Source organism: Salinibacter ruber DSM 13855 (genome assembly GCF_000013045.1).
GTDB classification, from domain to species: Bacteria; Bacteroidota; Rhodothermia; order Rhodothermales; family Salinibacteraceae; genus Salinibacter; species Salinibacter ruber.
The window spans coordinates 1,503,560-1,517,085 of record NC_007677.1; the positions used below are offsets into that span (position 1 = coordinate 1,503,560).

General features: G+C 66.2%; 13 protein-coding genes. 4 read left to right on the forward strand and 9 right to left on the reverse strand.

Translation table 11 applies throughout. The features are described 5' to 3' along the window. Positions 1-24: 24 nt before the first annotated feature. The 9 genes from SRU_RS06370 to gap all read right to left on the reverse strand — a co-directional run bounded on the left by SRU_RS06370 (position 25) and on the right by gap (position 9,160). Positions 25-1,725, reverse strand: coding sequence for a M56 family metallopeptidase (locus tag SRU_RS06370; protein WP_237702004.1), 1,701 nt, complete (start codon positions 1,723-1,725; stop codon positions 25-27). Beyond that, complete coding sequence (locus SRU_RS06375) at positions 1,709-2,122, reverse strand: BlaI/MecI/CopY family transcriptional regulator (RefSeq protein WP_011403946.1); 414 nt, start codon at positions 2,120-2,122, stop codon at positions 1,709-1,711. Before SRU_RS06375 ends, SRU_RS06370 begins: the two co-directional genes overlap by 17 nt. Before the next feature lie 100 nt (positions 2,123-2,222). Next, positions 2,223-2,936 (reverse strand): TIGR04283 family arsenosugar biosynthesis glycosyltransferase, encoded by a 714-nt coding sequence (locus SRU_RS06380; RefSeq protein WP_011403947.1) that lies wholly within the window; start codon positions 2,934-2,936, stop codon positions 2,223-2,225. 154 nt (positions 2,937-3,090) lie between these two features. After that, a complete protein-coding gene (locus SRU_RS06385) occupies positions 3,091-3,984 on the reverse strand; it encodes a dimethylarginine dimethylaminohydrolase family protein (protein WP_011403948.1) in 894 nt (297 codons plus the stop codon). A 92-nt stretch (positions 3,985-4,076) separates the two neighbouring features. After that, complete coding sequence (locus SRU_RS06390) at positions 4,077-4,925, reverse strand: ABC transporter permease (RefSeq protein ID WP_013061729.1); 849 nt, start codon at positions 4,923-4,925, stop codon at positions 4,077-4,079. A gap of 5 nt (positions 4,926-4,930) precedes the next feature. Beyond that, on the reverse strand, positions 4,931-5,875 hold the full coding sequence (locus tag SRU_RS06395; protein WP_011403950.1) for an ABC transporter ATP-binding protein: 945 nt from the start codon (positions 5,873-5,875) through the stop codon (positions 4,931-4,933). 5 nt (positions 5,876-5,880) lie between these two features. Then, positions 5,881-6,822 (reverse strand): mechanosensitive ion channel family protein, encoded by a 942-nt coding sequence (locus SRU_RS06400; RefSeq protein WP_011403951.1) that lies wholly within the window; start codon positions 6,820-6,822, stop codon positions 5,881-5,883. 45 nt (positions 6,823-6,867) lie between these two features. After that, entirely contained in the window at positions 6,868-8,064 is a 1,197-nt protein-coding gene (locus SRU_RS06405) for a phosphoglycerate kinase (RefSeq protein ID WP_011403952.1), read from the reverse strand. A gap of 91 nt (positions 8,065-8,155) precedes the next feature. Continuing rightward, positions 8,156-9,160, reverse strand: a complete 1,005-nt coding sequence (gap, locus tag SRU_RS06410) for a type I glyceraldehyde-3-phosphate dehydrogenase (protein ID WP_011403953.1) — start codon at positions 9,158-9,160, stop codon at positions 8,156-8,158. 329 nt (positions 9,161-9,489) lie between these two features. On the opposite strand from gap, the gene SRU_RS06415 reads away from it, so the two are divergent. The 4 genes from SRU_RS06415 to SRU_RS06430 all read left to right on the forward strand — a co-directional run bounded on the left by SRU_RS06415 (position 9,490) and on the right by SRU_RS06430 (position 13,473). Further along, a complete protein-coding gene (locus SRU_RS06415; protein WP_118828837.1) occupies positions 9,490-10,206 on the forward strand; it encodes a tetratricopeptide repeat protein in 717 nt (238 codons plus the stop codon). A gap of 148 nt (positions 10,207-10,354) precedes the next feature. Then, positions 10,355-11,734 carry a sigma-54-dependent transcriptional regulator gene (locus tag SRU_RS06420; protein WP_011403955.1) on the forward strand — a complete coding sequence of 460 codons (1,380 nt, stop codon included), beginning with the start codon at positions 10,355-10,357 and terminating at the stop codon, positions 11,732-11,734. A gap of 107 nt (positions 11,735-11,841) precedes the next feature. Next, entirely contained in the window at positions 11,842-12,585 is a 744-nt protein-coding gene (locus SRU_RS06425) for an ABC transporter ATP-binding protein (protein ID WP_162713377.1), read from the forward strand. 246 nt (positions 12,586-12,831) lie between these two features. Further along, positions 12,832-13,473, forward strand: a complete 642-nt coding sequence (locus tag SRU_RS06430; protein WP_011403957.1) for an LON peptidase substrate-binding domain-containing protein — start codon at positions 12,832-12,834, stop codon at positions 13,471-13,473. Positions 13,474-13,526: the final 53 nt, after the last annotated feature.

Consider the following 13,526-nt stretch of genomic DNA (forward strand, 5'->3'; position numbering starts at 1 on the left):
CGCGACGGATCCGTGGCGGGCCCCTCACGCTGCCGGCTTGATGTAGACCATCTGGAGGTCGAGTGCCCTGAGGCTGGCTTCGGCGGCGTCAATGCGGTCGCCGGGCGCCCCGTCGGCATAGATAAGTGCAGCCCGGGCGGCATCCGCGGTGATGCGCTGGCGGACCGCGTCGGTCAAGCTGGACATCTCTACCGGTTCGTCGCCGATGAGGAGACGGCCCTCTTCGTTCATAAGGACGCGGACACGTTGAATCCCGGCCTTCTCGAAGAGGCGACCGCCGGAATTGGCCTCGGACGCGGCGCTCGACGTAGTGGCATCGTCGCCGGATTCATTCGCTTCCCCGTCGGAGCCGTCATCGAGCCGAAAGGTGACCGGCAGCGACATCTGGACCTTCCGGGGCTCGCCGTCCTGTCGGCCCGGCGTGAATGTCTGCTCTTCCACCGCTTCAATCGCGGCCTCGTCGAGCACCTTGTCGACCCCCTGAGTGACCCTGAGGTTTGTCACAGTCCCCTCTTCGTCGACCACGAACTGCACGATGACCCGTCCTTCGAGTCCCGCCTCCCTCGCCACCTCAGGGTACTCGACCGACTGCTGGAGGGCCTTCATGCCCCCCTCGAGTTCCGGTGGATCGTCGACGACCATGTATACCTCATCGTCGTCCGCCGCCGTGGAGGGGGACGACTCCGTGGCTTCCTCCGGTGAGGAGGACGGCCCGACGCTATCGGAGCAGGCCACCACGCCCAGCGTAAGCGTGAGGCCGACCGCCACGAGGGCGGTGCCCAGGGCGGCACGAGACGTGAGGAAAGAGGGTATTGAGGAGCGCATGGCGGAAAGTCGGTCGATGAGGGAAGAGGGCGATTCGGAAAGGGAAAGGGCACTGCGGCGCGGAGAGGAGGCCCGGTCCGCGAAGGCGGTCAGGAGGCGGGCATACTCGCCGGCGGGCGTCTCCCCGTCGTCGAGGACGGCCGCGTCGCAGGCCCGCTCCCGCGCCTCGCCAATCTGCCGCCGGAGGCGGCCCACGAGCGGGTGCGCGGCGAACAGGGCGGCGACGAATCGCTCGAGCAGCTGCGCGCAGTCGTCCCACCGGCGGACGTGGACGAGCTCGTGGCGGAGGGTCATGCGGAGCTTGTCGGGGGCCGCAGCGAGCCGCTCCGGCACCAGAACCGTAGGGCGGCGGCCGCCGAGCGTCATGGGCACGGTCGCGTCCGGCGAAATGCAGAGTTGGACCGAGCGACGGACGCCGAGCCGCTCCTGAAGGCGATCCACCTCGGCTTCCAGGGAGGGCGTCACCGCAGTGTCAAGGCGCCGACGAACGCGGCTTGACACCAACACGTCCAGCCCGAGGCGCCCAAGGCGGAACAGGCCAATCCCCAGCGCGCCGACAGTAAGAAGCCCCACCGCGTGCATCCATGTCCATGAGCCGGCCGGGACCGATACGGGGCCCGTCTCGATCGCCGGCAACGCGACGACCGACCGGGCAGGACGCAGGGCGGACTCTGAGGCGTCGGGCAGCATCTCGATGACGCCGACCGCCGCAATACCGACCGGCAGGGCCGCAAGGAGGAGCTGCGAGAGGCGGTACTCGGCGTTCGGGTGCAGCCGATCCGTCCACCGGAGGAGCGCCCAGAGAGGGAGGGCAAGGGCAGTCCATGCCAGAACCGGGCGCCACAGTGGATCGATCGTGGCCGTGCCGAGGGCGGAGAGCCCGTCAAGAATCATCTGCATCATCGGTCTCGGGGTCCTTCTCGTCGAGGGCGTCGATGAGGGCCTTGATCTCTTCCCGCTCGTCGTCGCTCAGGTCCTCCCGCCGCACGAGCGTCTGCACCAGGGCCGATGGGGATCCCTGGAAAACCTTGTCCATGAGGCGTCGCAACAGGCTGTGCTGTACGGCGTCCGGGTCCTCCGCGGGCTGATAGACGTACGAGCGGCCTTCCTTGTGGTAGTCGAGGTAGTCTTTCTCGGCCAAGGTCTTGAGCACCGTCATGACGGTGGTGTACGCCACGTCGCGGTCCTCCAGGATGCGTTCGCGCACGTCGGCGACAGTGGCCTCGCCGAGGTCCCACACGTGATGGAGGACCTCCATTTCCGTTTCGCCAAGATGGGTCAGGGACTTTCGCTGCATGGATCAGTGCCTTTTTGTGTTATTACTATCTTCTTAGTACTACGTAAGCCGTATTAATTCAAGCGTGTTTGTCGAGTATTCATATTGGGGCGGCCATCCGTCAGGAACGGGGCTGCTGGTCGACGGGGCCGAGTCGGTCGGGGTACAGGGAGGCCAGCAGGTCCGGGTCGGTGCCCCACAGGTAGTGGCCCCACAGGTACAGGTTGAGGAGCTGCTGGCGGAGCGGGCCGTGGCGCCGAAACCGGCGGGCCGATGTCGTGACGGCCGCGTCCAAAAAACGAAACCTTCCGTGTCCCTGAAGCCGGGCGGCTAGCTCCAGGTCTTCGAAGAGGGGCCAGTCCGGGAAGCCGCCCACGGCCTCGAACGCCGACCGCTCCACGAACTGGCCCCGGTCGCCGAAGCAGAGACGAATCCACGGCCATCGGGTGCACCACGCGTAGAAGCGGAGAAGCGGCGTCGGGTCGTCGAAACGCAGACGAAACGTGCCGGCGATGGCATCCGGTGCGGCCAGGGCCCGCCGAATCCGGGATAGTCCGTTCGGGGGAAGCCGGGTGTCCGCGTGCAGAAAGAGAAGAATGTCTCCGCTGCTGCAGTCGGCCCCGTGGTTCATCTGGGGCGCCCGGCCCCGTGGGGCCTGCAGGACGGTCGCGCCGCGGGCCTGTGCCACCGACCGAGTGTCGTCGGTAGACCCCCCGTCCGCGACCAGAATCTCAACGGGCCCCTCTTGGCGACGGGCCTGGCGCAGCGTGGGGGCGATCGCGTCTTCCTCGTTCAGGGTCGGGATGATAATCGAGACGAGCCGTGGGGCAATCACGCCGACGCGGTCGGGCGTTGTGACAAAGGAGCGCTAGGGGCGTCGAGGCACCGAGGACACGTGTTGGTGCTTGGGGGCTGTTCTGGAGGCATCTCCCCACGCGTCCCACATTGTGCAGCACCCCATGTCTAGGGGCGCGACCCCCTATGTGCCCTCACCAGATCATCTGTTTCATGCAGAAGACCGACCCGCCGGACTTCATAAACTCGCTGGTGTCGAGTTCCACCGGGACGAAGTCGTGATTCCGCAGTTGGGCGTTGGTTCCCTCACAGCCTTCCTGGATCAGGACGTGCGCCCCGTCGGGGCAGTGGGCATTGCAGGCAAACTGGTGCCGCGCCTCGTGGTCCGGCACCTCGATGACCGTTTCGAAGAGGGCATCAATGAGGGCACGGCCCGCGTCGTCGAAGGCCTCCGGGGCCACGAGTGCGTGCCGGGCGTCCAGGGGACACAGGCAGGTATCGAGGTGGTAGTAGTCCGGGTCGACGAGGCGGAGGGCCACAATGGGCACGTCGAGCAGGTCCCCGAGTGCCTCGTACGCCTCCGGGCTCGTCCGGTAGCCGTACCCGCCCCACAGGAGGTGATGGCCCGGATGCCAGAGGGCATCCCCCATGCCTTCGAAGTCTGCGTCCAGGTCCTCCGGCAGGGTGTCCACGGCATACCCTTCTTCCTCAAAAAACCGGGCGTAGTACGGCACCTCGTCCGCCCGCTGTTCGCTGTGCATGCGGCTGAGCACCACGCCCTTCGAGTCGGACGCGGGGTCGTAGAAGGGGAGGGTCTGGTTCGCGCAGAAGACCATGTCGGGCAGCCCGGACTGGCCGTTGACCAGGACGGGCGTGTGGTCGAGGGCCGTGTAGGCGGCGCGGAGGGCCTTCCACTGCTGCCAGGCGACGTCCGTGTTCACCGCGCCCACGTTCTCCGACATGTGCGGGTTGATGACGTATTCGACGTCGAAGTGGGTCGGTGTCGTTAGAACGACGCGCCGCGGAGGGGGGAGCGAGGGAATTCGATCGAGCTGGAGGTCGAGGGCGTCGGGCGTCTGGTAGATCATGGGGGGACGGACCGTGGATGGGCGATGGGCCTAAAAATAGGAAATGCGGTGGGGGAAGTCCACGCCCGGAGCGAAACGGGCCGCCCCCACGGTCAGAAGTCCCGCCGCACGAACCAGTAGCCGGTCACCGCGTAGGCGGCGCCGCCGAAGAGCAGCGACGAGACGAACGGATACCAGGACGATACCGACTCGCCCTTCGCCAGGGTAGAGACGATCTGCGTGACTTCTGTGAAGTTGGGCAGGCCGTGGTACAGCCCCCAAAAGACGGGGCGGCCGACGGGGCCGAGGGTGGGGCCGATCTGGTCGGCGGCGGCCAGCACCATCGAGACGAAGATGAGGCCGTACGAGACGATGAGCCCCAGCGCCGTGCTTTCGGTCCAGACCCCCATCAGCATGACGGCCGCGTACATCACGGCAAACATGCCCACGACCAGGAGCAGCGAGAAGAGGAAGCGCGGATTCCACACCCCCGTTTTGAGGGACATGATGACCCACACGCCGCCCAGCAGGTAGACCGCGAGGATGCCGATCGCGCTCCAGACCCCCAGCATGTGGCCGAGCAACACGTTCAGGCGGCCGATGGGCTTCGACAGCAGCAGCTCCACGCGCCCGTCGGATTGGAGGTCGGGAAACAGGGAGGCGGAGGCAAAGAGCGCCAGCAGGATGCCAATCCAGTACGCCACGCCGGCCACGACGGACTCCACCGCGACAACCACGCGCGAAAGCGTAAGCGGCGGTGCGTCCTCCCCGCCCATGTCCTCGGGGGCGGCCTCCTGGCCGAACAGGCGGATGCCCGCGAGCGACCCCTCCACCACGTCTAGGTTCAGGGCGAAGGTGACCGCCAGCAGCACCAGGGAGCTGACGATGAACAGCCCCAGCACGATCTTCCGTGCCCAGAGCTCCCGGAACGTAATCAGAACGAGACCGAATAGGGGGCGCATGACGCTCAGGTTGGGGAATCGACCACGTCGATGAAGTAGTCTTCGAGGGACTGCCGGAGGGGGGTAATGGACTCGATTTCCACGTCGGCACTGCGCAACCGGTCCACGACCGCGTTGAGGGTGGTCCGGTCGTCGGCGTGGACCCGATACTGATCGAGGCCCGACGCTGCGGAAGAGCCGTCGGGCCCGGGGGTCAGGGGAAGCTCGGACGTGTTCAGGAGCGAGTCGGGGACGGGCGTGGCGACGAGGTCGTACACCCGATCCACGGCGGTCAGCTCCTCGACGCTCCCCCGCCGGACCAGCGTTCCGTTCCGCAGGATGGCGATCTGCGTACAGACCTTTTCGACCTCGGAGAGAAGGTGGGAGTTGAGAAAGATCGTCTTGCCTTCGTCCCGCAGCTCCAGCACGATGTCCCGAATGGCGCGGCGCCCCACCGGATCGACGCCGCCGGTTGGCTCGTCGAGGAACAGCAGGTCGGGCTCGTTGAGGAGCGCCTGGGCCAGCCCGAGTCGCTGGAGCATGCCCTTCGAGAAGGTCTTCACCTTCGTGTCGCCCCGCCCGTCGAGGGCGAGGCGGTCCAGCAGCTGGGGAATGCGGTCATTGCGCTTGGCCCGGGGCACGTCGGCCAGGCGCCCGTAGGCGTGAAGCGTCTGGGTGGCCGTGAAGAACCCCGGAAAGCGGTGGTTCTCGGGGACGAACCCGATCCGGTGGCGGGCGGCCGGGGTGCCGGCGGGCCGGCCGAAGAGGCGGGCGGTGCCGCCGGAGGGGCGGACGAGCCCGAGCAGAATCTTGACGAGGGTCGTTTTCCCCGCGCCGTTGGGGCCGAGGAGGCCAAAAATTGCGCCCTCCTCCACCGCGAGCGAAATGCCGTCGAGTGCCTGCACCGTCGATCGCCGTAGGAGTCCGGTGCGGTAGGTCTTCGACAGCGACGAGACGGAGAGGGCGGGCATGGGGATTATTGGTTCGCGTCCGGTTCCGGGGACGTGGGAGAATCTGGTGCGTCGCCTGCCCCAGGGGGGCGGGCCGGCGCCTCACGCCGAGCGACGTGCATGGTGCGCTGCGGGAACGGAATCTCGATGCCCTTTGCGTCGAAGGCGCGCTTCAGGCGCTGCCGCAGCTCTCGTTCTGCGGCGTACTGCTCGCCCGGCGTTACGCGCACCACGACCCGGGCCGTGACCGACGAGTCGCCGAAGTCCATCAGTCCCTGTACCTGGGGCGTCTCGTCCAGGACAATTTCCTCGTGTGCAGCCACCCACTCGTTTGCAACGCGTTCCATGACGGGGAGGATGGCGTCCACGTCCTGCTCGTAGCTGAGCCCCACCGGCACGATGGCGCGGGCCCACTGCACGCTCTTGTTGCCGAAGGTGCGCACCTCCCCGGCGGGGATCATCACGAGCTCGCCGTCGAACTTCCGCAGCTTGATGAGCCGCACCCCGATCTCCTCGATCGTGCCGGTGTGCCCGTCAATCGTGACGAGGTCGCCGACGTGCAGAATGTCGTCGAAGAGCAGAAAAATGCCCCCGATGACGTCCTTCACGAGGGTCTGGGCCCCAAACCCCACGGCGAGACCGGCGATGCCGGCGGTGGCAATCAGCGCCCCGATGTCGAGCCCCACTTCGCTGAGCACCATGATGCCCGCAACCGCCCATACGACGTAGCCCGCCGTGGACTGGAGCAGGGTGCCGAGCGTGACGGCCCGCTGGCGCTTCGGGTCGGTTGCCGGACGGTCCGCGACGGTCGCGATCCACCGTTCCGTCCCCCGCCGGACCAGGGCGAGCACGAGCGCCGCCAGGGCGAGAATAATGACGATCCGCACCGCCCCCAGCAGAAGGACCTGCAGGCCGGGCGAGTCGAGCCACGCCTGCGGGGCACCGAGCTGGAGGAGGAGATCGATCAAGGGAAGAAGCGGGCCGTCGGGAAGATAAAGGAACGCCGGGATGGGCTAGGCATCCGTGAGGGCCTCAACGCCGGGAAGGGGGGCGCCCTCGAGAAACGTAAGCAGGGCGCCGCCGCCGGTCGAGACGTGACTGATGCGGTCGTCGCACCCGGACCGGGTCAGTGCCGACACCGAATCGCCGCCCCCGACCACCGAAAAGGCACCGTCGTCCGTGGCGTCGGCCATGGCTTCTGCGATCGCGGTCGTGCCGTCCGCGAACGGGTCGACCTCGAACACGCCCATGGGCCCGTTCCAGACCACCGTCGCCGCGCCGAGGATGCGGTCGCGGTAGGCGTCGATGGTGGCGGGGCCGATGTCGAGGCCCATGAGCTCCGCCGGGATGTCCCCCTCCACGACCGAGGCCGTAGCGTCGGCCTCCGGCGCCTCGGCCACGACGTGATCCGTGGGGAGGGTGATGGTCCCCTCGGCCTGTTCGTACAGGTCCTCGGCCGTGTCCAGCCGATCGGCCTCCACGCGGGAGGCGCCCACCTCGTGCCCGAGCACCTTGAGGAAGGTGTAGCTCATGGCGCCCCCAATGAGCAGGTGGTCCGCCGTCTCCGACAGGGCCCGGATCGTCCCCAGTTTGTCGGAGACCTTGGAGCCGCCGAGGATGGCAACCATGGGATGGGCCGGGTCGTCCCGGACGCGCGTCAGGGCCTCAATCTCGTCCTCCATCAGGCGCCCCAGGGCCGCCACGTCCATGAACTCGGCCACCCCGGCGGTGGAGGCGTGCGCCCGGTGGGCCGCGCCGAAGGCATCGTTGACGTACACGTCGGCCAGGTTGGCCAGGGCCGTCGCGAAGGCCTCGTCGTTCGCCTTCTCGCCGGCGTCGAAGCGCGTGTTCTCCAGCAAGATCACGCTCCCCTCGCTCATGCCGTTGATCACCTCCTCGACGGTATCCCCCACCGTGTTGCTGGAGAACCGGACCCGTTCTTCGATGAGGGTGCCGAGGTGATCCGCCACGCAGGCGAGGCTCAGGTCCGGGTCGGGCTGACCGCCCGGACGCCCCAGGTGGCTCACGAGGATGGCCTTGCCGCCGTGGTCGAGGACGTGGCGAATGGTGGGAAGGGCCGCACGGATGCGGGTGTCGTCCCCCACGCAGGGGCTTCCGTCCTCGGAGGTGTCGAGCGGCACGTTGAAGTCGACCCGGATGAGGACGCGTTGGCCGCGTACGTCGACGTCGTCGAGGGTTAACTTATGCATGGAACGGGGAAGTTGGGCGACAGAACGGGCGATGGGTCATGCCGCCCCGCGCGGGCTGCAGCCGGGGCCGCGGGGCGGCACGAGGGCACAGCTACACGTTCATGAGCCGCTCCACGAGATCCACGGTCCGGTTCGCGTAGCCCCATTCGTTGTCGTACCAGCCGACCAATTTCACCTGCGAGCCGGCGACCTTCGTCCACGGCGCGTCGTAGATGCAGGAGTGCGGGTCGTGGATGATGTCACGCGAGACGATCGGGTCGTCGCTGTAGGCGAGGATCCCGTCGAGCGCGCCGTTGGCGGCTTCGTAGAAGGCCTCGTTGACGTCCTCGACCGTCACGTCCTGCTCCACGACCGCCGTAAGGTCGGTCACCGAGCCGTCCGGCGTCGGGACGCGCATGGCCATGCCGTCGAGCGCGCCATCGAGGTGGGGCAGCACCTTGCCGACGGCCTTGGCGCCGCCCGTGGTGGTGGGAATGATGGACTCGGCGGCGGTCCGGGCGCGGCGGAGGTCGCCGTGGGGGCCGTCGACGATGTTCTGGGAGGCGGTGTAGGCGTGTACGGTCGTCATGAGGCCGCTCTCCACGCCGAAGGCGTCGTCGAGCACCTTCACCAGCGGGGCGAGGCAGTTGGTGGTGCAACTGGCGTTGGAGACCACCTTCTCGTCGCCGGTGAGGATCTCGTCGTTGACGCCCAGCACCACCATGGCGTCCACCTCGCTCTTGGCGGGGGCGCTGATGACGACCTGGTCCGCGCCGGCCTCCAGGTGCTGGGAGGCCTTGTCGTAGGTCCGGAACACGCCCGTGGACTCGATCACCACGTCGGTGTCGTGGTCGCCCCACGGAAGGTTCGTCGGGTCTTTTTTGCTGAAGACGGGAAACTCCTGCTCGTCCACCACGAGGGTGCTGTCCTCCAGGTGCACGTCGCCGGGGAATTGCCCGTGGACCGAGTCGTACTTGAGCAGGGTGGCCAGCGTCTCGGCGTCTGTTAGGTCGTTGATGCCTACGATCTCGATCTCGTCCTCCTCCCGTTCCAGGAGGGCACGAAAGCACAGCCGCCCGATGCGACCAAATCCATTAATTCCAAGCTTGATTGACATAAGGGGGTAGAAGTCGTCTCAGTTCAACAGTGAGGCGAAGGCACGCCGCAGTGACGACGGCCCCAAGGAGGCAACGTAACCCTCCCGTGCGGTGAGGCAAATGCGCTATGCGTATCGCGTCGTTAAGGTATAAAAGAGCCGGAAGTCTCTTCGGTAAAGATCACATGCAAAACCGGGCCCGCCCCGGGACGGCCTGGTCGCGGGGGAAACGAATGAACGACGGCACGTTAAACGGAATTCGATACCCAATGCGGATCAGTTCGTGTGGACGCCCTCCATCGACGATCCGTCCTCTCGCGTTATCTTGATTTCGGACCCTCTCGCTGGACATGGCTGCCCTCAAAACGCCCGAAAAGACATCGCGTCGCCAAGAGCTTCGGCAAAACATTTTTGTCGACCTCTACGCGCGGGCCCTTCTGTTCTACGATGAGTACAAGCAACTCGCGCAGGGGCTCGGGGTGGCGCTTCTGGTGTTGATCCTGGCCATTCCGGGATACATCTACTACCATCAACAGCAAGAACAGGCGGCCAACCAGCAGCTCGGTCAGATTCTCCCGGTGTACGAGCAGGGCAACTTTCAGCAGGCCCTCGACGGGACGGGCGACCGGGCGGGGCTTCTCGCGATTGCCGACGACTACGGCGGCACCGACGCGGGCAACCTTGCTACCTTCTACGCCGCAAACGCCCTCTACCAGCGGGACGAGTACGACCGGGCGCTCACCTACTATCAGCGGTTCGAGAAAGAGAAGGACTTTATTGGCGCCAGCGCGTACGCGGCCCAGGCGGCCATTCAGGAAACCCGGGGGTCCTTCGAGCGGGCGGGCGGCCTTTACGAGCAGGCCGCCTCACAGTACCAGAATAAGTTGACGGCCCCCCGATATCTGCTCAACGCGGGACAGGCCTACGAAGAGGCCGGCCAGTACGAGGCGGCCATTGGGGTCTACGAGCGGATTCAGGAGGAGTACCCGGACTCCGAGCAGGCCAGCAACGCCGAACGGTACCTGGCGCGGGCGAAGGTGCACCAGGGTAGCACATCCTCGTCGTAGTCGCCTCTTCGGTCCGGGGCCGGGCATTCCGAGAGTGGGGCGGCAGCATGTGAGGGGGCAGCGTTCGGGGCGCCGAGCGTCCCCGTGCCGCCGGCCGGCCCTCTGACCTCCCGCACGTTTTACCTGTGGACGAGTCTCCTTTGGCGGCATGCCCACGATTCTGGTCGTAGACGACGAGGCGAGCATCCGGCGGACGCTCCGCGAAATTTTGGAGTACGAGGACTTTGGCGTGGAGGAGGCGGTCGACGGGGAGGAGGCGCTGGTGGCCCTCCGCGAGAATGCCTACGACCTGGTGATCCTCGACGTGAAGATGCCGAAGATGGACGGCATGGAGGTTCTCGAAACGATCGCCGACGAGGGCTACGAGGTGCCGGTCCTCATGATCAGCGGCCACGGCACCATCGAGACCGCCGTGGAGTCGACCAAGCTGGGGGCGTTCGACTTTATCGAAAAGCCGCCGGACCTCAACCGCCTGCTGGTGACCGTCCGCAACGCCCTGGACCACGGGGAGCTGGAGGTCGAGAACCGTCGCATGCGACAGACGATCACCGAGCAGAACACCGGGGACCTGCCCCCGATCATTGGGGAGAGCGACGAGATCCAAGCGATCAAGGACACGATCGAGCGGGTGGCCCCCACGGAGGCGCGGGTGCTCGTCTCCGGCGAGAACGGCACCGGCAAGGAGCTCGTGGCCAAGTGGCTGCACCACAAATCGGGCCGGGCCGACGAACCGATGGTGGAGGTAAACTGTGCTGCGATCCCGAGTGAGTTGATCGAGAGTGAGCTGTTTGGGCACGAGAAGGGGGCCTTTACCGGGGCCACGGAGCAGCGCATCGGCAAGTTCGAGCAGGCCCACGAGGGCACGCTGTTTTTGGACGAGATCGGGGACATGAGCCTCTCGGCGCAGGCGAAGGTGCTTCGCGTGCTGGAGGAGCATGAAATTGAGCGGGTCGGGGGGGAGCACACCATTTCGGTCGATGTCCGGGTGGTGGCCGCCACCAACAAGGACCTGATGGAAGAGATCGAGGAGGGACGGTTCCGGGAGGACCTCTATCACCGCATCGGGGTCATCCTCATCGATGTGCCCCCGCTCCGGGACCGGCGGGAAGACATCCCCCCGCTGACCCGACACATTGCCGAGCGGGTGGCCCAGCGCGACGGCCTTCCGCCGAAGGACTTCGCGGAAGAGGCGATCCAGCGGCTGCAGCGGTACGACTGGCGGGGGAATGTCCGCGAGCTGCACAACGTCATCGAGCGCCTCCTCATTCTCGTTGAGGGCGATGTGATTGAGGGGGACGACATCGATCAATTTGTGCAGCCGGGCGGAAACGGGGACGGCCCGACCCAAGAGCTCATCGAGGCGTACAACGACTTTAGTGACGCCCGCGACCAGTTCGAAAAGCACTTTATCCAGCACAAGCTCCACGAACACGACTGGAACGTAAGCCAGACGGCCGAAACGATCGGCATCCAGCGATCCCACCTCTACAACAAGCTCAACAAGTTCGGGCTTGAGCGGGGGGACTAGCGAGGGGCCCGGCTCCCGATGTGCCGAAACAGGGCGTGCATCGGGGGGCTGCAACCCAAGGGCTTGTGTTCACCACTCCATTGTCGCCGTTTATTCTGCCTTTCGCCGTGGACACGCCGCTGCTTCAGGTCGACGCCCTCCTCAAGCAATACGACACTGGGGGGGACGAGCCCCTCACTGTGCTTCGGGACCTCGATCTGGCCGTACAGGAGGGAGAAATTCTCGCCATCGTGGGGGAGAGTGGAACCGGAAAGTCCACGCTCCTTCACCTGCTGGGGGCGCTGGACCGGCCGACCGACGGCACGGTCCGGTTTGCCGGGACGGACCTCTTCGCGAAGAGCGACGAGGAGCTCGCGGCCTTCCGCAATCGGTCGATCGGGTTCGTCTTTCAGTTCCACCACCTGCTCCCGGAGTTTACGGCCCTTGAAAACGTGGCCATGCCGGCCCTCATCCAACACCGCTCCCTGGCGGACGTCACGCCGCGGGCCCACGAACTGCTCGCCCTGTTGGGCCTGGACGACCGTGCCGACCACCGGCCCCGGACCCTCTCGGGCGGAGAAAAGCAACGAGTGGCCATTGCCCGGGCCCTCATGAACGAGCCGGCGCTGGTGCTCATGGACGAACCGACCGGCAACCTGGACGCCCGCACGGCCGAGCCCCTGCACCGCGAGATTGAGCGGCTAAGCCGAGAGATGGACCACACCTTCGTGCTGGCCTCGCACGATCCGTCCCTGGCCGAGGTGGCCGGGCGCGTTCTACGACTCGAACACGGCACGTTGCACCCGCTGGCCGCAGCCGACGAGATGGCCCCCGAGGCCGGCCCGTCCGATGACGGGCACGCGGGGGGCTGATCTTGGGATGAAACGAAAATGATCCTTTAGCCGCGGGTGTCGAACTCCGGGTTCGGGGGCTCGTTGAGCCCAATCGAATGATGAGGCCGGCACACACTCGCACACCGGGCCCGGTGCGAGACGAATCCCTTCAGGAGAGGCCTTCCGGGTGCAGTACGAGGAACGATTGTCGGCCTGTCCCCGAGATGACCCTGTCCAACCGGTCCGCTCGGGTGCTATCTCTACGACATTAGGTGTTGTATTTCCATGGACTCGATTGACTCCCTTCCCCTGTTTCCGCTGAGCCTCGTCCTGTACCCGGGTGAGCAGCTGACCCTCCACATCTTTGAGGACCGGTACAGGGCCCTCACCGCGTACTGCCTGGAGCATGAGGTGCCCTTCGGCATCGTCCGGACCGACGGGGAGTCGTGGGCGGACGTGGGCACGACGGCCCGCATCGAGGAGGTCGTGAAGCAGTACGACGATGGGCGTTCGGACATCGTGGTGCGCGGCGAAGAGCGATTCCAGATTGACACCGTCCGCGACGACCAGGCGAGCTACTACACCGCCGATGTCGCGCTGATCGAGGACGAGGACACGACCGTCGACCTCGACCTGAAAGAGCGGGCCATCACGCAACACATGAAGCTGCTGGAACTGGCCGGCCGCACCGTTCGCCCGGACCTGTACGAGGATGTGGACCGCTTGTCGTTCGTCCTGGCCCAAAACGGGGCCCTGGACGGGGAGCAGAAGCAAGAGGTGCTCGAAGGAAGAACCGAGAACGAACGAATCCGCTACCTCATTCACCACTTCGAGTCGATCATCCCCCGCATCGAAGAGCAGGAAGGAGTGCGGCGGCGCATTCGTTCTAACGGGCACTTCAAAGACTTTCCGCCCGAAGAGGTCTAGCCCCCATGGACATTGGGGCCTGTGTTCGAGAGGTTACCTGTTCCCCTCTCTCG

Coding starts and splice junctions, on each gene's coding strand:
- SRU_RS06395 (WP_011403950.1), bottom strand. CDS start 5,875: ATGCCCGCCCTCTCCGTCTCGTCGCTGTCGAAGACCTACCGCACCGGA.
- SRU_RS06405 (WP_011403952.1), bottom strand. CDS start 8,064: ATGCATAAGTTAACCCTCGACGACGTCGACGTACGCGGCCAACGCGTC.
- SRU_RS06420 (WP_011403955.1), top strand. CDS start 10,355: ATGCCCACGATTCTGGTCGTAGACGACGAGGCGAGCATCCGGCGGACG.
- SRU_RS06390 (WP_013061729.1), bottom strand. CDS start 4,925: ATGCGCCCCCTATTCGGTCTCGTTCTGATTACGTTCCGGGAGCTCTGG.
- SRU_RS06375 (WP_011403946.1), bottom strand. CDS start 2,122: ATGCAGCGAAAGTCCCTGACCCATCTTGGCGAAACGGAAATGGAGGTC.
- SRU_RS06430 (WP_011403957.1), top strand. CDS start 12,832: ATGGACTCGATTGACTCCCTTCCCCTGTTTCCGCTGAGCCTCGTCCTG.
- SRU_RS06415 (WP_118828837.1), top strand. CDS start 9,490: ATGGCTGCCCTCAAAACGCCCGAAAAGACATCGCGTCGCCAAGAGCTT.
- SRU_RS06385 (WP_011403948.1), bottom strand. CDS start 3,984: ATGATCTACCAGACGCCCGACGCCCTCGACCTCCAGCTCGATCGAATT.
- SRU_RS06370 (WP_237702004.1), bottom strand. CDS start 1,725: ATGCAGATGATTCTTGACGGGCTCTCCGCCCTCGGCACGGCCACGATC.
- gap (WP_011403953.1), bottom strand. CDS start 9,160: ATGTCAATCAAGCTTGGAATTAATGGATTTGGTCGCATCGGGCGGCTG.